Below are 22,765 nucleotides of genomic sequence, written 5' to 3'. Positions count from 1 at the left end.
GCGCGGGGGCGGTGTCACGGGCGGCCGAGTGCTGCCGCGAGGTCGGCGCGTCCGTGCAGGCCGAGGGCCCGGTAGGTGTCGGTCAGGTGCATCTCGACCGTGCGGACGCCGACCGCCAACTCCCCGGCGATCGCCTTGTTGGAGAGGCCGTCGGCGGCGAGCAGCGCGACCCTGAGCTGGGCCCGGCTCAGCCGCCGCCGGTTCTCCGCGGACAGCGCCGCGAACCGGTCCGCGACCTCAAGGGCGCGGGTGCCCGGCGGCCCCCCGGCGGCCCCGGCGGCCTCGTCGAGCAGCCGCCGACCCTCCCCGGGGCGGCCCGCGTCGAGCAGCGCGAGCGCCAGCTCCGCCTTCGTGCGCGCGCACTGCTTGCGGGCGGTCGTGCCGGGGAGCAGCCGTATCGCCGTCCGCAGATGCCGCAGCGCCGTCGCGCCCGTGGTGGCGAGCCCGGCCCAGAGGTGGACGGCGCTGACGGCGCCCGCCGCGCCCCAGGCGCGGGCCGCCGCGAGGCTGTCGGCGAGCAGCAGGGCGCTGCCATGCGGATCGACGGGGGCGCGCGCCAGGGCGAGCGCCGGTCGCCAGGGCAGGACCGCGGGGTTGACGCAGCCGAGGCCGAGCAGGATGCGGCCGCACTCGTGCAGCCGGGCCGACGCCTCCGCCCTCCTGCCCGAGTCGAGTGCGAACACCCCGTGTGCGAACAGCACCTGGGCCCAGCCGAAGCCGTGCTCGTGACGGGCGGGGGCGGCGCTCGCGAGGACGCTCTCGGCGAGGTCGGGCCGCCCCGACTCCAGGGCGATCAGCGCTTCGAGCGCGGTCAGCCGCTGGAGCACCCGGGGGTGCCAGTGCCGGCGCGGCACTTCGGTGACGGCCTCCGTGAGCCGGTCGAGCGCTTCGGCGCGCTCGCCGGTGCGCAGCGCGATCTCCGCGAGGTTGAGCAGCGCGTGGCCGACCGCGGGCCCCATCCGCCGCCGTCTCGCCTCGGCCTCGACGCGCCGCAGCCCGTGCCGCGCGCGTTCGACGTCCTCGGCGACGGCGAGGGCCCGCGCCGCCACCAGGCGCGGGGCGAAGAGTCCGCCCTCCGCGCGCGTGAGCACCGTATCGGCGAGCCGCCGTGCCGTGCCGATCCCGCGCCCCGCGAGGCAGTGGTGCCACGCCTCGGCGGCCGCCTCCGCCGCGTCGAACTCCCGCCGCGGCCCGCCGCCCGCGGCGGCCGCCGGGAGCGCCGCCGGTGCCGGGCGGCCCGGTTCGAGCGCCAGCTCCCGCAGCGCGCGCAGGGTGCGCCGCTCCGCCTCGGGCACCGAGCCGTCGGCCGCCGCGGTGCCGAGGGCCGGTGCGGTGTCCCTGGAGCCGCGCAGGGTCAGCGCGTCCGCCGCGGTCAGCCGGGCCGCTGACCTGTCGGGCGCCGAGGTCTCCAGCACCCGGCGGAACGTGCGGTCGGCGGACTCGGGCCGCAGCGGCGCCTGCGCCTTCGCCAGCTCCAGCAGGATGTCGGTGCGCAGCGCCTCGTCGGGGCCGTGGTCCACGGCGCGTTCGAGGTAGCAGGCCGCGTCGTCGTCGCCGCGCCGCCTGGCGCGCACGCCCGCGGCGTACAGGGCGGCGGGCACCCAGGGCCCGGTGAGCCGGGTCCTGGCGACGAGCCGTCCGAGCACCGCCTGCGGCAGTCCGTCGCGGCGGGCGAGCCGCGCGGCGTGCTCGTGCAGTTCGCGCCGCCGCCCGTCGTCGAGCAGGCCGAGGGCGCGCTCGGCCACCAGCCGGTCGTAGAGGCACGGCTGTGCCACCGAGTCGAACAGGCCGGTGGCCGCCAGGTCGGTGCGGGCCCGCCCGTCGTCGCCTGGCGGCACGCCCGCAAGCTCGCCGACCTGGCGGAAGGAGAAGTCCCCCGCCGCCACCGCGGACGCCTCCACCAGCGCGGCCGTGCGCTCCGTCGCCCCGGCCAGGGTGCGGCGCAGATGGTGCCTGCCGACCTGGTCGGCGAGGGCGGCGAACTCGTCGGGCGCGGGGGGCGGCGCGGGCCACCGGCGCAGCGTGGCGCAGAGCACGGCGGGGACGCCGCCGGTCGCGGCGAGCGCGGTCCGCAGCAGCCGCCCGGCCGCGACGTCCCCGTACGCCGCGGCGAGGAGGGCGCGCACGGCGGCGGCGCTCAGCGGGCGCAGCGCCAGTACGCGCCGGTGGCCGGGGTGCTCAGGCGGGGCGGCGGCGGGCGCCGTGGTGGCGGTCACCCGTAGCAGGGGGCCCTCGCCCGGGTCTTCGGGCGGCGCGGCGGTGCACGGCGCGTCGTCGTCGAGCACGGCGAGCGGCGCCGCGGGCGCGCCGGGTGCCGCGTCCCACGGCGTGGTGACGACGGTGAGACCGGCGCCACGGGCCAGCGCGGCGGCGGCGTCGAGCAGGGCGCTGCGCCCCGTGCCCGGCCTGCCGTGGACGAGGACGGTCGCGGAGCCGCCTGCCGCCACCTCGCGCACGGCCGCCCTGACCGCCGCGAGCTGCGCGGTCCGCTCCAGCAGGCCGGTGGGTACGGGGGCGGGGCGCACCGGGTTCAACGGGCCCGGTCCGCGGGGCGCGTGGGACCGCCCGCGCGCGGTCCTGGCGGCGCGAGCCGGTTCACCAGGCCGACGCGGCCGGCGACGCCCAGCTTTCTGTACACGTTCGTCAGGTGGTACTCGACGGTGCGCACGGTCAGGCACAGGGCGTCGGCGATGGCCCTGTTGGAGGCCCCGGACGCCGCCATCCTGGCCACCGGGCGCTCGGCGTCGCTGAGCGCCGCGCGCGTCGGTCGGCCGCCCGCGGCGACCAGCGCGTCCCGCGCCCGCTGCGCCACCGCGGTCAGACCGCAGCCCGCGGCCGTGGCCCGCGCCGTGTGCAGCCGCTCGCGGGCGGCCCGCTCGTCGCCGCGGCGCAGCAGGGCGGTGCCGAGGCGGAGTTCGGCGAGCGCGTGGGCGTGCCGGTCGGAGCTTGCGGCCAGTACGCGGACGCTCTCCGCGAGCAGCTCCACCCGCTCGGCGGCGGCGGCCGACACGCCCCGGGCGAGCAGGCTGAGCCCGGTGCTGCGCGGTGTCGGCCACCGCTCGGCCAACTGGCGGCCGAACGCGGCGCGCTCGGCGGCGGCGCCGGTGCGGCCCAGCTCCATCAGCAGCTCCGTGCTCTGCACCCACCAGGTCGTGAACACCGGGTTCTCCACCCCGGCGGCGGCGAGGCTCGTACCGCAGCGCTCCGTCAGGTCGAGCGCCTTTTCCGCCCGGCCGCGGCCGCGCTCCACGAGCGCCATGGCCATGAGGTGGTGGTGGTACTCAAGGACCGAGTCGCCCAGTCGGCAGCCGCGCAGGTCGCGCAGGACCTTCTCGGCCCTGTCGAGGTCGGCGCGGGCCACGAGCGCGAGGGCGAGGACGATCCGCATGAGGGGTCCTGGGCCGCCGCCCCCTTCCCCGCCCGCCGGGGTGGCGGCCGCCACCGCGTCCTGCGCGCGGCCCGATTCGAGCAGCAGCAGCGCACGGGCCGACGAGACGTGCTGTGCGGCCCAGGTCTCCCCGCGCCGCTCGCTGGCCGAGGCGTCCCGGCGCAGATGGTCGAGCGCGTCCGCGGTCTCGTCGGCGAGCGCGAGCACCCGGGCGGCGGCGACCCTGGCCCAGACGGTGCGGGGCCGCTGCGACCCGAGGACCGCGCGGGCGTCGGCGACCGCGCGGCGGCGGCCGGTGCCGGTCAGCGCGGCGCGCAGCGCGCGGGCGGCGACCAGGAGCTGCCTGGTCGGGTCGTCGGGCGTCACCGGCGCGGTGGCCGCGGTGTCGGGTGCCAGGGAGGCGTCCCCGTCGCCGGGGCCCAACGTGTCGAGTACGGTGCCGAGTTCCCGGGGTCCTTCGGGGGCCCGGTGCGTCATGAACGCGGCGAGCCGCAGCCCGCCCTCGATGCGCCCGCGCAGCCGGGGCTCCGCGGCGCAGGCCAGCGCGCCCGCCAGGTGCTGGTGGGCCGCCGCGGGGTCGGTGTCGAGCAGCGCGGTGGCGAGGTCGGTGCGCAGGGCGGCGTTCTCCGGGTCGGCCTCGTGCAGGCGGCGCAGGCAGGCGGCCGCGGCCGCGGGCTCCTCGTGCCTGGCCTCGTCGGCGGCCTCCTTCAGTACGGCCGTCATCCAGGGGCGGTCGATGCGGGCCTGACCGAGCAGCAGCTCCGCGACCTCGCGGGCGGGCCGCCCGGCGTCGTTGAGGATCTCGGCGGCCTGGGCGCGCATCCGCTCGGCGGCGCTCGCGGGCAGCGCGCCGAGCAGCGCGGGGACGCCGCGTGCCGGTATCCGCCGCGGCAGCAGCCCCTGGGCACGCGCGGTCCTGAGCCGGCGCTCCGTCACCCCGGCGGGAAACCCGGCGAGTGCGGCGACGAGGTCGGGGTCGGTGCTGCGCAGCACCGAGGCGGCCAGCGCGACCCTGAGCACCTGGGGCTCGTGCCGGGCGAACACGCCCGTGGCCGCGGGGGCGGCGTCGGCCCGGGGGGTGGCGGCGCCGGGCTGCGGGGTGTCGTCGTCGAGGACCGTGCAGTACTCGCGCGCGGTCAGCTCACGGAAGGCGGCGGGGGCAGCGCTGCGGCCCGTGGCGGCGAGCAGCACGATCAGCGGCCGGCCGGCCGCCGCGCCCACCAGCCCGTCGATCAGCCGCACCGCCGCGTCGTCGCAGCGCTGTGCCTCCTCGACGGCGAGGACCAGGGGCCCGGACGCCAGCAGTTCGTCCACCAGGGCTCCGTACGCGTGCCGCTCCTCGTGCGCGGGGAGCGCGGCGCCGCGCGGCAGTCCGAGCAGCCGCCGCAGGAAGGAAGTGCCCTTGCCGGACTCGTCGGTTCGGCAGACCACGCGTCGTACGCTCGTGCCCTGTCCGTACGCGTCGGCGACATGGCGCGCGAGGGCGGCCACCGGGACCGCGCGCCGCGCGCCGGTCAGGACGGCGCAGTGGGCCGTGACGCGGTCGGCGGGGACCCGGCACCCCGGGTGGCGGTCCTGGCGCGGGGCCTGGACGGCGGGTGCGGAACCGGTCGGGGGGACGGGGAGGGAAGCAGAGTGCGAGATAAGCGAGATAAGCGAGACAACTGGACACACGTGCTCAGAACAACTCGCGCACATGATTTTACGATACGACAAGAGTGTCGGCTTGTGGCGAGGTCCGCCGCGCCACCCGCTCCGGGCGGTCCCCACCCGCCGTGACCGGGGGCGTATCCGCCCAGTACCGCGAGAGAACGGAGGCTCACGTGCCACTTCAGGACCGGGCGCACGGACTCGCCGCCGTCCGCGCGGCCGCCGCCCGCGTGCGGTCGGGCGCCGACGTGCTCGTGGCGGTCACGGGCCCTCCGGGCACGGGCCGTTCCGCCTTCCTCGCCTCGGTCGCCGACGAGGTCGCCAGGGACGGGCTCACGGTGCGGCGCACCATGGGCGCGCCCGCGGGCGCCGACCTCACCGCCGACCCCCTGCCCGGCCTCCCGCTCCCCGTCGCCTCCCCCGCGGACGACGTGCTCCCTGGGCGCTCCGCGCACGGCGGCCTCCGCTTCCCGCCCGGCGGCGGTGCCCCGCCGCCCGGTCCGGAACCGGCACGCGCGGGCGCCCGGCGGACCGTGGTGCTCGAAGCGGCGGGGCGGCCGGACGGCGGGCCCGCGGCGCTGCTCGTCGACGACCTGCACTGGGCCGACCGGGACCTGCTGACCCGCCTCGCCGACTCGGCACGTGGCTCCGCCCGGTCCAGCGGGGGCCGGGAGGACGTCCCCAGGCTCACCGTGGTCACGGTGTGCGAGGGCGAGGCCGCCACCGAGCAGCCGGACGTGCAGGACATCCTGACCGCCGCCGACCACATCGTGCGGATGGGCCCGCTCGGCGCGGCGGACGTACGCGCGCTGCTGCGGGCGCGCGGCATCGCCCTCACCGGCGCCCAGGCGGCGGAGTGGACCGAGGCGACCGGCGGCAACCCCGCCCTGATCGCGTCCCTGCTCGACCGCCTGGACGACCTCCACGGCCACCCCGCGGCGGGCCTGCTCGCCCTCGCGCGCTCCCGGCCCTCGCCGCTCGACCTGTGGGCCAGGGTGGCGGCCGTCCTCACCGGGCACTCCGGGACCGTACGCCGCTACGCGCACTGCGCCGCGCTGGTCGGCGGGCCCGCCGAGGGGAGCCTGCTCGGCCGCCTCGCGGGCCTCGACCCCCTCGAAGAGGCGGGCGCCGCGCGGACGCTGCTGCGCCTCGGCTGGGCCGCCGACCGCGCGTCGCCGCCCGTGCTCTGGGACTGCGTACGGGAGATCGCCGACGACGCGCTCTCCCTCACCGACCGCACCAGGCTGCACAGGCGCGCCGCCGAGCTGCTGCACGAGAGCGGCGCCCCCGCGGAGCAGACCGTGCCGCTGCTGCTTGAGGTCAGCCCCGGGGAGTGGTCGGGGGCCGCCCGGGTGCTGCGCGAGGCCGCGTGCGAGGCGTGGAGCCGCGGCGACGACTCCCTCGCCGCGCGCTGTCTGCGCCGCGCGCTGCGCGAGTTCCTGCCGGACAGCCCGCAGCGCGGTGACTTCCTCGCCGCGCTCGCCGACGCGGAGCAGGGCGCCGACACCTCCGTCATGCTGCGCCATGTCATCCAGGCGCTCCCCCTGCTCTCCTCGCCGGGCGAACGCGCCGCGGTCGCCGCGTGCGTACCGCTCACGCTCTTCCTCACCGCGCCCCAGACCGCGTGGGAGATGCTGCGGCACACCGGGTACCAGGACCACGGCGACCCGTGCCGCCCGCCCGGGCCCGTCGGGCCCGCCACGGGACCCGCCGCCGCCGACTCCGCCATGCGCCTTGAGGCCAGGGCGCGGCTCTTCCGGGCCGGGACGCGGCCCGCCGCGGCCGCCGCGGTCGAGCGGCTGCGCGCGCTGACGCCCGGTCACGGGCCGGTCGGGGTGGCGGAGCGCGAACTCGTCTCTGTGCTCGTCTTCTCCGGCCTCCTCGGCGGCGAGCTGTCCGCGCCCGAGGTGGCCGCCCGGGTGCGCTGGATGCTGGAGCACGAGCCCGCCTCGGCCGCCGCCGGATACGCCGCCCCCGCGCTGATGGTCGCCGCGGGGGCCGCGGCCTCCGTCGCCGACGAGTCCATGCTGAGCTGGCTCGACATGGCGCTCGTCACCGCGGGCCAGCGCGGCGACGACCGGCTGCGCACCCATGTGCTGGGGTGGCGGACGCTGACCGCGCTGCGGGCGGGACGGCTCGCTGACGCCTGGTCGAGCGCGCTCGCGGCCACCGTGGCGGCGCCCGCCGTGCTCGGCGACGACGACGTGCTGACCGCGCTCGCCCTGACCTCCGCGGCCCTGGAGACGGGCGATCCCGTACTGGCCGGGCGGCTGCGGGCGCTGTTGCGGGAGGACCAGGCGGCCGAGACCCCGGTGCACGACCTCGCGCTGCGGATGCTGCGGACCCCGCAGGCGCCTGAACCCGAACTGCGCGCCCTCGCCGACCTCCTGCTCGACGCCCTGCGCCGCACCGAGGCGGGGGGCTGGACCAACCACGTGCTGCTGCCGATGGACTTGTGGTGCGCGACGCTGCTGCGGCGCCTCGGCGAGCGCGACGCCGCGCTCGGCCTCTTCGCCCACGCCTGCGAGCGCGCCAGACAGTTCGGCGCCCACGCGCCGCTCGGCCGGGTGCTGCGGCTGTGGGGCGGCGCCGTCCAGGGCCGCTACGCGCTCTCGCTGCTCGCCGAGTCCGTCGAGGTGCTCAGAGAGGGCCCCGACCGGCTGGAGCTGGGAAGGGCGCTGATCGCGTACGGGGGGCGGCTGCGGGCCGCGGGGCGGCCAGGGCACGGCCCGGCGCTCGCCGAGGCCGACCGGATCGCCGAGGAGGTCGGCGCCTCGCTGCTCGACGCGGCGCCGGTGCCGGGCGGGCACCGGGGGCCCGGCGCCTCGCCCGCCGCCGTGGTGCTCGGCCGCGGGCCGCTCAGCGACACGGAGCGCCGGGTCGCGGCACTGGTCGCCGTCGGGCACACCAGCCAGGATGTCGCCGACGCGCTCGGTGTCACACGGCGCGCCGTGGAGAAGGTACTGACGCGCCTCTACCAGCGGTTCGGGGTGACCGGCAGGGCGGAGTTCGTGCCCGTCGTGCACGGGATCGCGGGGCGGGCCGCCTTCGGCTCCGGCCTGTTCGCGGAGGCGGAGCCGGCCGGAACCGGCCGCCGCGCAGGCCGCGTTCCGGCCCCCGGACGGGCCGCGGGACTTCGGTGACCGACCGGTGCACCGACCGGGTGACTCGCCGGTATCACCCACCCGGCCGTGCGGAACTCACGGTCGCGGCCCCGCGCCCGGCCGCCCGCCGGAGGCCGCGGCCGCGGCCGCTCCGAACTTCTCCCGCGGGACCACAGTGTTACGGGGCGTCCGTACCCCGCCGTTGCCGGGCGCCGTTCCGCGTCATTAGGCTGCGCCGCGCCGGGCCGGAAAAAGTGAAGGGAAGGAGCCTGGCTGCCATGGCCGAAGCTGAATTCGCCGCGCCGGGCCCTCGGCGTAACGCGGCCGGACGATACGCCTTCCGCGGCACCGGCGTTCCGCATTCCCGCGCGGAACCCCGCGGCATGGGCGGGGCGTTCTCCGAAAAGGAAATCCAGGAGGACGAGTACCGCGATGTCTTCTTCTCGCTCCTCGAACGTTCGGGAGTCGTCGTCGCGATCCTCGATCCGTCGCTGCGCGTGCGGTCCGTCAACGGCGCACTCGGCGCCCGCCACCCGGGCGAGGTCCGCGACCGCGACTTCGCGGAGTTCCTGCACCCGAGCGTGCGCCAGTACACGCTGCGCCAGTTCGGGCGGCTGGTGCAGGGGCACAGGGGGCGGCTCGTCGGCCGCACCGTCGCGCTCTGCTTCGAGGGCGGCGCGGTACGGGGCAGGCTCACCGCCTTCCGCGTCGCGGACGACGAGGGGCAGGCCAGGATGATCGTGGTGCAGTTCACCCCCGAGCAGGCGGTCGCGGAGCACGACGCGCCCCCCGGCTGCGCGCGCCTCACGCCGCTGAGCGCGAAGGTCCTCGAAGGCGTGGCGGCGGGCAACGCGACCGCCCGGCTCGCCGCCAGGCTGTTCCTGAGCAGCCAGGGCATCGAGTACCACGTGGGCATGCTGCTGCGGCAGTTCGACGTGCCCAACCGCACGGCGCTCGCGGCGAAGGCGTACTCGCTCGGGATGTTCGGCATCGGCTCCTGGCCGCCCAGGGTGCTGCCCGACTACGTACGCGCCGAGGACCAGGGGGACCAGGAGGACGACGCCGCGCGGGCGGAGGCGCGGGTGGCGGCGCGGCGGGCCTGACCGCGGCGGCCCGGCCGCCGTCCGGCGCCGGGGGGTTCCGGGCGTTCTGACTGTCACGGGGGGCGACATGAGGCTGCTGGTGGTCGAGGACAACGTACGGGTCTGTGCGGCGCTGTGCGCGGCGCTCGAACAGCGGGACTTCGAGGCGGTGTGCGCGACCACGGGCGCCGACGCGCTCCACCTGCTGCACAGGGCCGCCCCCGATGCCGTCCTGCTCGATCTCGACCTGCCCGACTGCGACGGCTTCGCGCTGTGCGGCCGGATGCGGGCGGCCTGCTCGGTCCCGATCCTCGCGACCACCGCGCGCGGCGACCACGCCTCCTGCGTCCGCGGTCTCGACCTCGGCGCGGACGACTACCTCGTCAAGCCCTACAACCTGGCCGAGGTGCTGGCCAGGCTCAGGGCGGTGATGCGCCGTGTGCGCCCCGCGCGGCCCCCGGCCGAGGAGCCGCCGGGCGGCCTGCTGCTCGCGGGGCCCGTACGGATCGATCTGGCGGAGCGCGCGGTGCTGGTCGAGGGCGTCCCCACAGAACTGCCCGACGAGGAGTTCGACATCCTGGCGGCGCTCGCCGGGCGCCAGGGCGAGACGCTCTCCGCCGACCAGCTCACCGAGGAGGTGCTGCGCGGGCGCCGTGCGGCGCTGCGGGCGTCGCTGCCGGAGCGCCTCGCCTCCCTGCGCGCACGCCCGGGGCTCTCCGCCCTGGTCGAGGCGGACGCGGCGGGCGGCCACCGGCTGGTCGCCCCGGGCCCGCGCAGGGGGCCCGGGGCACCGTGACCGCCCGGGGCGGAAGATCGTCCCGCTCCCGGCCGGTCCTGGACACCGGACGGTGCCCGCGGGATGGCGGTGGCGCCGGTGAATCCGCCAGGAACGTAGCCGCGCCCCGCACCCGCGACAACCGGGGAATCCCCTGGAACCCCCGTCACATCGGCACCGTATTGCGGGTGTCGGGGCGCGGGCGGCGAAGAGCGCGTACCGCAACCCGCTGCCGCGCACACTGGTAATTCTTGTAGCAACGCGCACGGGGGCCTGCGGTTTTGGGGGGTTGCGGGAATTGTGGTCGGCGAGGCGCGGCCTGTGCCCCGTGAGTTCTCGCGTGAGGAGAAGAAATGCGATCAGCCGGTTCGACCCGCGGGGGAAGGATGCTCGGTGCCCTGGCCGCGGGAACTCTGCTGTGCCTGGGGGCCGCCGTCGCCCCCGCGAACGCGGGCGCCGCGGGGGCGGCCGCCGAAGCGGCCGACGCCGGTTATGTCGTCGTGTTCAAGGACGGCGCGCACCCCGACGTCGCCGACGCGTACGGCGTACGGGTGCTGAAGCGCTACGGGCACGCGCTCGACGGCGCCCTCGTCACCGGCGGCGACGCGCAGATACGGCGGCTGGCCGCCGACCCCGGGGTGCGCTCGGTGGAGCGCAACGCGCCCCTGCACAGGGGCCGCCCCGGGCACCCGGCCGGCGGCGCCGCCGCGACCTGCGGCCTCGACCGCATCGACCAGCCCGCGCTGCCCCTCGACGGTTCCTACACCGCGCCGCGCGGCGGCGGCCGGGGCGTCGACGTCTACCTCGTCGACACCGGCATCGACTACGGCCACCCCGACCTCGGCCACCGCGCCAGGTTCGGCTTCGACGCCTTCGGCGGCGACGGCAGCGACGACAACGGCAACGGCACGCACATGGCGGGGATCATCGGCGGCACCCGCTACGGCGTCGCCAAGAAGGCCCGGCTCGTCTCGGTGAAGGTCCTCGACAAGGACGGCGGCGGCAGCATCGACGGGGTGCTCGACGGCATCGAGTGGATCACCCAGCACGCCAGGAAGCCCGCGGTGGTCAACTGGGTCATCGGGCTGCCCGCCACGGACGCGCTCGACGAGGCGGTGCGCACCTCCATGGCGTCCGGCGTCACCTACGTCTTCGAGGCGGGGGCCGACGGCGCGGACGTCGCCGACGCCTCGCCCGCGCGCGTGGCCGAGGGCATCACCGTCGGCGCCTCGGACTGCGACGACCGGGTCGCCGACTTCAGCAACCACGGCCCGGGGCTCGACCTCTACGCCCCCGGCGTCGACATCGCGTCGGACTGGCCGGGCGGCGGCACGAGCACCCAGTCGGGCACCACCGTCTCCGCCGCGTTCGCCTCGGGCGCGGCGGCGCTCTACCTCGGCGAGCACCGGGGCGCGGGCCCGCGCCGGGTGGGCGAGGCGCTGGGCCGCGCCGCGGCCGGCGACGCGCTGAGCGGGGTGCCCGCCGACGGCAGCCCCAACCGGCTTCTCCAGGTGCCCCGTTGAGCCACCGGGGGCACCGGCCGGGGGAAGGCTCCCGGCGACACCATCAACGGCAGCGGGTGGAACATTGCTGATCATCGAAGATCTCGTGAAGTGCTACCGGAGCGGCACACGCGCCAACGACGGCATCAGCCTGCGGGTCGAGGCGGGCGAGGTGGTCGGCCTGCTCGGGCACAACGGCGCGGGCAAGACGACGCTGATCAACCAGGTGGCCGGGCTCGCCGTGCCGACGTCGGGCACGATCAGGGTCGACGGCTGCGACCCGGTGGCGGAGCCCGCCCGGGTGCGCAGGATGGTCTCGGTGATGCCGCAGGCGCACGCACCGCTGACCGGGGTCTCGCCCCGCCAGGCCATCAAGGTGATGGCCCGCATCCGCGGCCTCGGCAAGCGGGCCGCGGCCGAGCGCACCGCCGAACTCCTCGACGCGCTCGACCTCGGCGAGTGGGCCGACACCTCGGGCGAGCGGCTCTCCGGGGGCGTGCGCAGGCTGACCGCGTTCGGCATGGCCGCCACGGAGCCCGGCCGTGTCGCGATGCTCGACGAGCCCACCAACGACGTGGACCCCGTCCGCAGGCGGCTGCTGTGGCAGCAGATCAGGGAGCTGGCCAACCGCGGCAGCGCCGTCCTCCTCGTCACGCACAACGTGATCGAGGCCGAGCGCAGCGTGGACCGCATCGTCGTGATGGGCTCGGGCAAGGTGCTGGCCGAGGGCACGGCGGCGCAGCTCCGCTCCCGGGCGGCGGGCGAGCTGCGGCTCGAACTGACCGAGGCGGCGCCCGGCAGCGTGCCGGGGCTGCCGCCCCATCTCGTCCCGGCGGGCCCGCTGCTGCGCAGCTCACGGCGGCTCGTGGTGCCGCTGGACTCCGACGCCGCCACCGCGGCGCTCGCCTGGGCGCAGGAGCTGCGCGCGGCGGGCGACATCGACGAGTTCGGGCTGGTGCCCGTGGGCCTTGAGGACGTGTACATGCACCTGGTGGACAGCGCGGATGGCGCCGTCGGCGAGAAGGGCGGACAGGGTGAACCACTGGCTGCGTAGTTACGGGCTGCTGCTGGGCTGGACCGCGCTGCGCAGCCGCGCCACCCTGCCGCTGAACCTGGTCATCCAGACCTTCCTCGCGGTGGGCATCATCATCGGCTTCGGCTATCTGGTGCCCGAGATGGACGACGCCACCGCGCTCTACTTCTCGACCGGCGCCCCCGTACTCGGGCTCATCACCGTCGGCATGGTGATCGGCCCCCAGGAGGTCGCCGCCTCGAAGCAGGAGGGGATCTTCGACTTCAACCGCTCGCTGCCGGTGCCCAGGAGCGCGCTGATGGCGTCGGACGCGACGGTGGCGCTGCTCACCGCGCTGCCCGGGATGGTGGCCGCGCTGGTGGTCGCGGGACTCCGCTTCGACCTGAGCCTCGACGTCAGCCCGCTCGTGGTCCCCGCGATCCTGCTGACCGCGTTCACCGCGATCGGCCTCGGATACGGGATCGGGTACGGCATGGCGCCGCCCGCCGCCCGGATGATGTCGCAGCTCGTGGTGTTCGTGGCGCTGATGTTCTCGCCGATCACCTTCCCCGCGTCCCGGCTGCCCGGCTGGTTCGAGGGGGTCCACAAGGTGCTCCCGTTCCAGTACATGGCGGACGCGGTGCGCGACACCCTCAACACCCCGTCGGACGGGGTCTCGGGGCTCCCCTTCGCGGTCCTCGCGGCCTGGACCGTCGTCGGGTTCCTCATCACCTTCCGGATGATGTCCAGGCGGCCCTGAGCCACCACCCACGAGCAGGCGGCGCTCCCGGCACACCCCCGGGCCGGGGGCGCCGCCGCCCCGCCGCGGCGGCCCGGCGTCTCAGGCCCGTTCGTCGGAGAGCGGGCGCACCACCACTTCCTCCCCCGGCACCGTCCGCTCCCGCACCCGGGAGCGCCCCCGGGGCCCCGACGCCCACTCGCGGAACGGCCGGAACAGCATCGGCAGGCCCCGGGCGTGGGAGATGTCGGAGCTGTCCATCGCCTGGATGTGCACGTGCGGCTGGGTCGAGTTGCCGGAGTTGCCGCAGTCGGCGATGTGCTGTCCCGTGACCACCTTGTCGCCCGGCGACACCCGTACCGAGCCGGACTTGAAGTGCGCGAGCGCGACACAGTGGCCGCTGCCGGGCAGCTTGATGATCACATGGTTGCCCGCGATCGCGTGCACCCCCTCGCGCAGCCGCGCCCCCTGCCCCAGTGTGTAGGGGATCAAGGCCAGTTGGGAGCGGCGCGCCTCGTGGTCCTCCTCGGCGTCGTGGGCGGCGACGACGGTCCCGTCGACGGGCGAGTGCACGGGCTTGCCGAACGCGTAGAACAGCTCGGGCGGCTCCGAGGCGAGGAAGGTGCGCCAGCTCCGGCTGCCCGCGGTGCGGTGCTGCTCGTCCACGGCTATGAAGTCGATGGCGTAGCTGCTGCCCATCAGCCGGGTGCCGTGGCTCGGCACCCGCCTTGCCGGGCTGTTCTGCACCCGCCATCTGCCGGAGAAGGGCCAGGCGACCTCAAGGCCGCGCTGCTCCGGCCGCTGCGCGGGCGACCCGCCGCCCGAGCGGCCTGCCGCGGTGCCCGCCATGGCGAGGGTGGTCGCCCCGATGGCGACGGCGCGCGCGACGACCAGCCGGCGGGAGGCGTCGGCGGCCGCGGCGTCCCCCGCGGTGGCGACGGCCCCGGTGTCGCCGGGCCCGCCCGCCCGGCGCGCGGCCCTGCGGGCCAGCAGCCGCCGCAGCAGGGGGCGCAGCGGTTCGCCGACGAGCAGCGCGAGGGTCAGGTAGAGCAGCACCGGCAGCCAGACCGCGGCCGTCAGGTCCGTCACCCGGGTGACCTCGAACGGCGCCTCCGCGGGCCCCACGGTCAGTACGGCCACGGTGGTCGCCGCCAGCAGGGCGATGACCCCGGTGCCCACGCGCCGCCAGCCGCCGCGCTCCCGGGAGACGTCCTTCACCAGGCGGCGCAGCAGATACCAGTGCGCGAGCGCGAGGGCGGCCAGGATCAGGGCCGCGTTCAGAAGTAGGAGGGCCATGCAGGAAGCTCCCGTCCGTGGGGGTGCCGCGCGCAGTGCTCGCCGCCGACCGTGCACGACCAGTCTCCCGCACGGCCACCGGGCCGCACCTCACGTCCAATGCAAAGAATGGAAGTTCTTCTAGTGCTGCCGCCGCCCGTGTGTGCGGTCGCCCGTGACGCCCGCTGATTTCATGGGACTTAGCGCAGGTCAGCCCGGTAACCGGCATGTGGAAAACATCTTCGAACATGATCCAGTTCACCGGATGCAAACCGTTGACAGGTGCTGTTCGGTGGATGAGCATGCCATTCAAATGAAGGCGTGAAACGCCCGGGGGATTAAGAATGTCAAGTAGGGTCACGTTCGGCCCCGCAGGCCGCAGCCCTGTGCCCGGTCCCGTAGCCGTCGCCTCGATCGGCGTCGGCTCGGCCGTGCGGCACAGCTCAGAGCCGGTCCATGGAATGCGGAGTTCCGGAATGCCAGGCGCTCAGGGCGCATCCTGACGAGAGAATTCACGGGGTCCGCCGCCAGGGGTCCCGAAGCGGTTCACCATGCCCATGCGCGGTTTGCGGAACGGCCCGAGGGGGCCGTCGCGGAACCAGGGAATGCGCGTGTGCGCCCACGGGCGCGCGTATTCCCCTGGCCGGTTCCGTAACGCGCGGAATATCGTCCATGACTTCGGGGGATTTCGGCCTTGCGTGCATCTCGTGACTCAGCGGAAAACCGGCCTGTCGAGGCGCAGGCGGGGCGGGTCGAGAGTTCCTGCCCGATGTCGCCGGCCCAGCGGGGCATTCTGTTCCAGATCGGCAGCGGGGAAAGGGCGGGGCTCTACCACACCCAGACCGTGTCCGAGGTCGTGGGCGGACTCGACGTGGACGCGTTCCGCCGCGGCTGGGAGCTGGTCGCGGGGCGGCACGCGGCGCTGCGGACCCGCTTCGACGCCGCCGGGGGCGAGGAGCCGCGCCAGACGGTCCTTGCGGCCGTCGAGGTCCCCCTCACCACCGAGGACTGGAGCGCCCTGGACGAGGAGCAGCGCGCGGGGCGCCTCGCGGCGCTGCTCGAAGAGGACCGGGCGCGCGGCTTCGACCCCGGCGGCGCCCCGCCGTGGCGGCTGCACCTCGCCCGCCTCGGCGACGGCCGCCACCAGCTCCTCTGGAGCCTGCACTACCTCCTGATGGACGGGCTGAGCCAGGCCCGGGTGCTGCGCGAGGTCGAGCGGGCCCACGCGCACCTCACCTCGGGCACCCGCACCCCCCTCGACCTGCCGCCCGTGACCCCGTTCTCCGACTACGTCGACTGGCTGGAGCACCGCGGCGGCCAGGAGGGGGCCGAGGGCCGGGACGCCGGGTCCGACGAGGACTTCTGGCGCGAGGAGCTGCGTGCCGTCTCGCCCGGGACGCCGCTGCCCGTCGAGCGCACCGCCCCCGCCGCCGACCCGGCGGGCGCCCCGGGCCCCGTCGCGTACGGGCAGGCCGCCCTCGTGCTCGACGAGCGGGAGACCGCCGCGCTCGACGAGGCCAGGCGGCGGCACGGGCTGCGCCTCGCCACGGTCGTGCAGGGCGCCTGGGCCCTCCTCCTGGCCCGCTACAAGAACGCCGACGAGGTCGTCATGGGGGTCACCACCCCCGGCAGGTCGGCCGCCCTGCCCGGGGTCGAGTCCATGGTGGGGCTCCTCGTCAACACGCTGCCGCTGCGCGTCGGGCTGACCCCGGACGCGGGCGCCGCGGAGTGGCTGCGGGGCCTCCAGGACCGGTACGCGCGCCTCGTCGCGCACGAGTACAGCCCGCTGGTGCGCATCCAGCAGTGGAGCGGGATCGCCTCGGGCTCCTCGCTCTTCGACACCGTCGTCCTGGTGGAGGACGAGGAGGAGGCGGGGCCGGGGGACCCGGGGCCCGCCGGGGGCCTGCGGACCCGCCGGGTCTGGCGGGAGAGCCACGCCGGCTACCCGCTGAGCGTCGTGGCCACCCCGGGCGAGCGCTGCACGCTCACCCTCCACTACGACACCCGGCGCTTCGACGCGCCCGCCGTCGAGCGGATGGCGGGCCATCTGCGGACCGTCCTGCTGGGCCTCGCGGAGCGGCCCGACGCCCGCCTGGGCGAGCTGACGCTGCTCACCCCGCCCGAGTTCTCCCTGCTGGTGCGCGAGTGGAACGACACGGACACCCCCTACTCGCATGACCTGTGCATCCACGAGCTGTTCGAGCGGCGGGCCGCCGACGCCCCCGACGCCCTCGCGCTGCTCTTCGAGGACGAGCGCTGGACCTACCGCGCACTCAACGAGCGGGCCAACCAGGTGGCGCACTACCTCATCCGCCTCGGCCTCGGCCGCGGCGACCAGGTCGCCGTCGTCATGGAGCGCTCGGCCGAGCTGGTGCCCGCGCTCCTCGGCATCCTGAAGTCCGGCGCCACCTACATCCCGCTGGACGTGGGCGCCCCCGTCAGGCGCTGGCACTGGATCATCGACTCGCTGGGGGTGACCTGCGTCCTGACGCAGCGCTCCCTGCTGCCCCGCCTCGCGAGCGCCGACCCGCTGCCCGCCCTCGCCCATGTCGTGTGCCTCGACCCGGCGGGCGCCGACGCGCCCCCCGGACCCTCAGCCGACGCCGCCGCCGAGGCCCCCGCCGGTGGCGGCGTCCCCCACACCGTCCACCCCACGGCCCTTCTCGCGGCCATGCCCGTGGCCGACCCGCCCCGCAGGACCACCCCGCAGGACCTCGCCTACATCATCTTCACCTCCGGCTCCACCGGCACCCCCAAGGGCGTCGAGGTCGCGCACTTCCCCGCGGTGAACCTCATCGAGTGGGTCAACCACACCTTCTCGGTGGGCGAGGACGACCGCATCCTCTTCGTCACCGCGCCCACCTTCGACCTGTCCGTCTACGACGTCTTCGGCATCCTCGCCGCGGGCGGCTCCATCAGGATGGCCACGGCCGAGGACATCAGGGAGCCCGCCAACCTGCTGCGCCACCTCGCCAGGGAGCCCATCACCTTCTGGGACTCGGCCCCCGCGGCGCTGATGCAACTGGTCCCGCTGCTGCCCACCGACGACGAGGGCGAGTACCTGACCGTCTCCGACTCGCTGCGGCTGATCTTCATGAGCGGCGACTGGATTCCGGTCCACTCGCCCGGCGTGCTGGCCCAGGTGTTCCCGAACGTCCAGGTGGTCGGCCTCGGCGGCGCCACGGAGGCGACGGTCTGGTCCAACTACTTCCCCATCGGCGAGGTGGACCCGGCCTGGTCCAGCATCCCGTACGGAAAGCCCATCCAGAACGCGCGCTACTACGTCCTCGACGAGAGCATGCACCCCTGCCCGCTCGACGTGCCGGGGGACCTCTACATCGGCGGCCCCTGCCTGAGCGCCGGGTACGCGGGCGAGCCCCGCCTGACCGCGTCCAAGTACCTGCCCTCGCCCTTCGCCGCCGCCCCCGGCGAACGCCTCTACAAGACCGGCGACATGGCCCGCTGGCGGCCCGACGGCAACCTGGAGTTCCTGGGCCGCACCGACTCCCAGGTCAAGATCCGCGGCTACCGCATCGAACTCGGCGAGATCGACAGCACCCTCGGCGAGCACCCCGTCGTCCAGGACGCGGCGACGATCGTCCACGAGGACCGCGGCGGCGACCGGTCCCTGGTCTCCTACGTCGTGCTGCACCCGCGGCGCGCACGCTCCGCCGTCCAGGACGACGCGGACACCCTCGCGGGCCGCCGCGTCGAGCGCTGGCGCGAGGTGTACGACTCCTTCGACCCCGACGCCGCCAGGGACTCCGCGGACGGCAACGACTTCTCCGGCTGGACGAGCAGCTACACCGGGCTGCCCATCCCCGTCGCCGAGATGCGCGCCTGGCAGCGCGACACCGTCGACCTGGTACGCGGCCACGCCCCGCGCGCGGTCCTGGAGATCGGCTGCGGTACGGGGCTGCTGCTCTTCCCGCTCGCCCCCGGCTGCGCGCGCTACCACGGCACCGACTTCTCCTCGGCCGCACTCGCCGCGGTACGCGGTCGCCTCGGCGCGCACCCCGGCCTCGCGGAGTCGGTGTCGCTGCACCAGGCGGAGGCGGACACCCTGGGGGAGCTGGCACTCGAACCCGTCGACACCGTCGTCGTCAACTCGGTCGTCCAGTACTTCCCCGACGTCGACTACCTGCTGCGGGTCCTCGACGCGGCCCTGTCCCACGTCACCGACGGCGGCCGGATCATCGTCGGGGACGTCCGCAGCCTCCCGCTGCTCGACGCGTTCCACGCCGACGTCGAGACGGAGCGCGCCCCGGGGGCCACCACGCGCGCGCAGCTCGGGCAGCGGGTGCAGCAGCGGGTGCGCGAGGAGGAGGAGCTGACCGTCGCGCCCGCCTTCTTCCGCGACTGGGCCTGCGCCACCGGGCGCGTCACCCGGGTCGAGATCCGCCCCAAGGGGGGCCGCCAGCACAACGAGATGTCGATGTTCCGCTACCAGGTGGTGCTCCACGTCGGCACGCCCGCGCGCACCGCTCCCCGGGCGCCGGGCGGCACGGTCCTCGACTGGGCGGCCGACGGCCTCACCCCCGCGGGCCTCGAACGGCTGCTCGCCGACACCCGCCCCGGGCGGCTGCGGCTGCACAACATCCCCAACGCGCGCGTCGAGCACGCCGTGCGCACCCTCGCCTGGCTCAGGGGCGGCCCAGGACCCGAGACCGCCGAGGCATGGCGTGACCAGGACAGGACGACGCACGGCATCGACCCCGACGACCTGTGCGACCTCGCCGCGCGGGCCGGCTACCTGGCCGTCCCCGACTGGGCAGCCCACGGCGCGGACGGCGCCTTCCGCGCCCTGCTCGTCCCCGCCGACGCCCACCGGGGAACGGGCGGAGGGGACCTCGCCGACGAGCACGAGCTGATCACCCCCGCACCGCCCGGGGCGGCGGCCCCCGACTGGACGGCCCACGTCAACCAGCCGCTGAAGCCCGAGATCCAGCACCTGCTGCTGCCCAGGCTCACCGAGTACCTGGCCGAGCGGCTGCCCGGCTACATGGTGCCGTCCGCCCTCGTGGCGCTCGACGTCCTGCCGGTCACCGCGAGCGGCAAGCTCGACCGCCGCGCCCTGGTGCTGCCCGACGCGGCCACCGCCGGGGCGTCCGCGGCGCGCGTCCCGGCCCGCACCACCACGGAGGCGCTGCTGGTCTCCGTCTGGGAGCAGATACTCTCCCGCTCGCCCGTCGGCGTCCTCGACAACTTCTTCGATCTTGGCGGGCACTCCCTGCTCGCGGTGCAGCTCGCGGCCCGCATCCGGCAGGTGTTCTCCCTCGAAGTACCCGTACGCCTCTTCTTCGACCTGCCGACGATCGCCGAGGTGGCACGCGAACTACAGCGCCTCCAGGACGAGTTGCAGCCCGTCGGGGCGCCGCCCCTCACCCCCGTGCCGCGCGGCGGCCCGCTGCCCGCCACCTTCGACCAGCGCCGCCTGTGGTTCATCGACCGCATGCGCCCCGGGACCACGTCCTACACCGTCAACTGGCTGATCCCGCTGCCCGCCGCCATGGACACCGCCCTCGTGCGTGCCGCACTCGACGAGATGGTGCGCCGCCACGAGCCGCTGCGCACCACCTTCCACGAGGAGGACGGCCAGGTCTGGCAGACCATCGCGGACACCTGGCGGCTCGACCTCCCCGTCACCGACCTGTCCGCGCTCCCCGCCGACGCGCGCGAGCAGCGGGCACGTGAGGAGATACGCCGCTGGTGGGACCGGCCCTACGACCTCGTCGAAGGCCCCCTGCTACGGGCCATGACCGTGCTGCTCTCCGGGACACAGCAGCTTCTCGTGCTCGGCGCCCACCACATGGTCTTCGACGGCTACTCCATCGGCCTCTTCGGCGAGGAGTTCGTCCAGATCTGCCGGGCCCTGGCCGCGGGCGAGCCCTGCCCGCTGCCCGAGCCCGCCGTGCAGTACGCCGACTACGCCGTCAGCCAGCAGAGCTGGGTGGCGGAGGACCGCCTCGCCTTCCACCTGGACTACTGGAAGGAACAGCTCACCGGCGCCCCCGAACTCCTCGCGCTGCCCACCGACTTCCCGCGCCCCGACGAGCAGAGCCTCAGGGGCGACTTCCTCAGGCGCAGGCTCACCGCCGACACCACGCGGCGCGTCGCCGAGGTCAGCCGCGAGCACCAGGTGACCCACTACATCACCATGCTCAGCGCCTATGCCGTCCTGCTTTCCCGGCACAGCGGCCAGGACGTCGTGGTCATCGGCATGCCCATCGCCAACCGCAACCGCGTCGAACTGGAATCCATGATCGGGTTCCTGGTCAACACGGTCGCCATCAAGGTGGACCTGCGCGACAACCCCACCTTCGCCGAGGTGCTGCTCCAGGTGCGCAAGCAGACCTTCGACGCCCAGAGCCACCAGGAGGTGCCGTTCGAACGGCTCGTCGACGCGCTGCGCCCGGCACGCAGCCTGGGCCACAACCCGGTCTTCCAGGCGATGTTCGCCGACGAGAGCCTTCCCCTGCTCGACCACGCGGAGGCCGTGGCGAGCCCCGAGCCGTGGATGCACGACCTGATCGCCGAGGGCATGAGCGTCGGCGTCTCCCGCTTCGACATCACCCTCATGATCCAGGCCGCCCCCGAGGGCATGCACATCGGCTTCGAGTACAGCACCGACCTGTTCGAGGAGCGCACCGTCGCCCGCATGGCGGGCCGCTTCGAGACGCTGCTGTGCTCCGCGCTCGCCGACCCGGGACGGCCCGTGGGGCAGCTCGCGCTGCTCGACGAGGCCGAACACCGCGAGGCCGTCGGCACCGGCGTGGGCCCCCGCAACGAGCACGCGCTCCCCCGGGCCTCCCTCACCGAGCTGTTCGAGCGCCGGGTGCGCAGCACACCGGCCGCGGTCGCCACCGTCCGCGGCGACGAGGAGGTGTCGTACGCGGCGCTCGACCGGGCGGCCAACCGGCTGGCGCGCGTGCTGCGCGAGCGCGGCGTGCGCCGCGGCTCACCGGTCGGGCTCTGTGTGCCGCGGTCGGTGGAGATGGCCGTCGGGGTGCTCGCCGTGCTGAAGGCGGGCGGGGCCTATGTGCCGCTCGACCCCGGCTATCCCGGGGAGCGGCTGGCGTACATGGTGGCGGACGCCGGGGTCGGCCTGGTGCTCGCGGCCAGGTCGTCGGCCGGGATGCTGCCGGAGTCCGACGCGACGGTCCTCGTGGTGGAGGACGTCTGGGCGGAACTTGAGCGGTGGGACGACACCCCGCTGCCCGCGCTCTGCACCGGCGACGACCTGGCATACGTGATCTACACATCGGGTTCCACGGGCCGGCCCAAGGGCGTGGCCGTCACCCACGCCGACGTCGCCGCGCTCGCCCTGGACAGCCGCTTCGAGCGGGGCCACGAGCGGGTACTGCTGCACTCGCCGCAGGCGTTCGACGCCGCCACCTACGAACTCTGGGCGCCGCTGCTCACCGGCGGCCGGTCCGTGATCGCCCCGACAGGACCGGTGACCCCCGCGGTGCTGCGGGAGTGCGTCAGCGCCCACGGTGTCACCGCGGTGTGGCTCACGGCCGCGCTCTTCCACCTGTTCGCCGCGGAGGACCCGGGGTGCTTCACCGGGCTGCGCGAGGTGTGGACCGGCGGCGACGCGGTACGGGCCGACGCGGTCCACCGGGTGCGCGCGGCCTGCCGGGAGCTGGTGGTGGTGGACGGCTACGGCCCCACGGAGACGACCACCTTCGCCACCTGCCACCGCATCGAACCGGGGGACGCGGTACCCGACACCGTGCCGATCGGCAGGCCCCTCGACAACATGCGGACATACGTACTCGACGGCCTCCTCCAGCCCGTTCCCGTCGGTGTGGCGGGTGAGTTGTTCATTGGTGGGGTGGGTTTGGCGCGTGGGTATGTGGGGCGTCCTGATTTGACGGCTGAGGCGTTTGTGGCGAGTCCTTTTGGTGGGGTGGGTGAGCGGCTTTATCGGACGGGGGATCTGGCGCGTTTTCTGCCGGATGGGAATGTGGAGTTTTTGGGGCGTGTGGATGATCAGGTGAAGGTGCGTGGTTTTCGTATTGAGTTGGGTGAGGTGGAGGGGGTGTTGGCGGGGCATCCGGGTGTTCGGGGTGCTGCGGTGTTGGTGGATGGTTCGGGTGCGTCGAAGCGGTTGGTGGCGTTTGTGGTGCCGGTGGAGGGCGTTGACTTGGATGTGGAGGGGTTGCGGGGTTTTGTGGGTGGGCGGCTTCCTGAGTACATGGTGCCCGGTGTGATCGTTCCGTTGGGTGAGTTGCC

At 75.4% G+C, this 22,765-nt stretch carries 10 protein-coding genes; 7 read left to right on the top strand and 3 right to left on the bottom strand.

Going from position 1 to position 22,765, the window contains the following annotated elements; all coding sequences use genetic code 11:
• Positions 1 to 14: 14 nt before the first annotated feature.
• Both ACIBIW_RS04740 and ACIBIW_RS04735 read right to left on the bottom strand, forming a co-directional pair.
• Positions 15 to 2,525: a LuxR C-terminal-related transcriptional regulator gene (locus ACIBIW_RS04740; RefSeq protein WP_399332902.1), complete on the bottom strand. Its 2,511-nt coding sequence runs from the start codon at positions 2,523 to 2,525 to the stop codon at positions 15 to 17.
• Between the two features lie 5 nt (positions 2,526 to 2,530).
• On the bottom strand, positions 2,531 to 4,819 hold the full coding sequence (locus ACIBIW_RS04735) for a LuxR C-terminal-related transcriptional regulator (RefSeq protein WP_399331973.1): 2,289 nt from the start codon (positions 4,817 to 4,819) through the stop codon (positions 2,531 to 2,533).
• A 392-nt stretch (positions 4,820 to 5,211) separates the two neighbouring features.
• On the opposite strand from ACIBIW_RS04735, the gene ACIBIW_RS04730 reads away from it, so the two are divergent.
• From ACIBIW_RS04730 to ACIBIW_RS04705, 6 genes are all read left to right on the top strand, one after another.
• Positions 5,212 to 8,181 (top strand): AAA family ATPase, encoded by a 2,970-nt coding sequence (locus tag ACIBIW_RS04730; RefSeq protein WP_399331971.1) that lies wholly within the window; start codon positions 5,212 to 5,214, stop codon positions 8,179 to 8,181.
• A gap of 344 nt (positions 8,182 to 8,525) precedes the next feature.
• Entirely contained in the window at positions 8,526 to 9,245 is a 720-nt protein-coding gene (locus ACIBIW_RS04725) for a helix-turn-helix transcriptional regulator (protein WP_399331969.1), read from the top strand.
• Positions 9,246 to 9,312: 67 nt separating this feature from the next.
• Positions 9,313 to 10,020 (top strand): response regulator transcription factor, encoded by a 708-nt coding sequence (locus tag ACIBIW_RS04720; RefSeq protein ID WP_399331967.1) that lies wholly within the window; start codon positions 9,313 to 9,315, stop codon positions 10,018 to 10,020.
• A gap of 332 nt (positions 10,021 to 10,352) precedes the next feature.
• Positions 10,353 to 11,522 (top strand): S8 family serine peptidase, encoded by a 1,170-nt coding sequence (locus tag ACIBIW_RS04715; RefSeq protein ID WP_399331965.1) that lies wholly within the window; start codon positions 10,353 to 10,355, stop codon positions 11,520 to 11,522.
• Positions 11,523 to 11,586: 64 nt separating this feature from the next.
• Positions 11,587 to 12,555 carry an ABC transporter ATP-binding protein gene (locus ACIBIW_RS04710; RefSeq protein WP_399331963.1) on the top strand — a complete coding sequence of 323 codons (969 nt, stop codon included), beginning with the start codon at positions 11,587 to 11,589 and terminating at the stop codon, positions 12,553 to 12,555.
• Complete coding sequence (locus ACIBIW_RS04705; protein WP_399331961.1) at positions 12,536 to 13,273, top strand: ABC transporter permease; 738 nt, start codon at positions 12,536 to 12,538, stop codon at positions 13,271 to 13,273. Before ACIBIW_RS04710 ends, ACIBIW_RS04705 begins: the two co-directional genes overlap by 20 nt.
• Positions 13,274 to 13,354: 81 nt before the next feature.
• Here ACIBIW_RS04705 and ACIBIW_RS04700 read toward each other — a convergent pair whose 3' ends face one another.
• On the bottom strand, positions 13,355 to 14,548 hold the full coding sequence (locus ACIBIW_RS04700; RefSeq protein ID WP_399331959.1) for a M23 family metallopeptidase: 1,194 nt from the start codon (positions 14,546 to 14,548) through the stop codon (positions 13,355 to 13,357).
• A gap of 748 nt (positions 14,549 to 15,296) precedes the next feature.
• Here ACIBIW_RS04700 and ACIBIW_RS04695 point away from each other — a divergent pair.
• Positions 15,297 to 22,765: amino acid adenylation domain-containing protein (locus tag ACIBIW_RS04695; protein ID WP_399331957.1), on the top strand; the 7,469-nt coding region annotated here is incomplete at its 3' end.

Source organism: Streptomyces sp. NPDC050560 (assembly GCF_044457285.1).
Lineage (GTDB): Bacteria > Actinomycetota > Actinomycetes > Streptomycetales > Streptomycetaceae > Streptomyces.
Note: the sequence above shows the minus strand (reverse complement) of the source record. Positions and strands in the feature narration are given on the sequence as shown.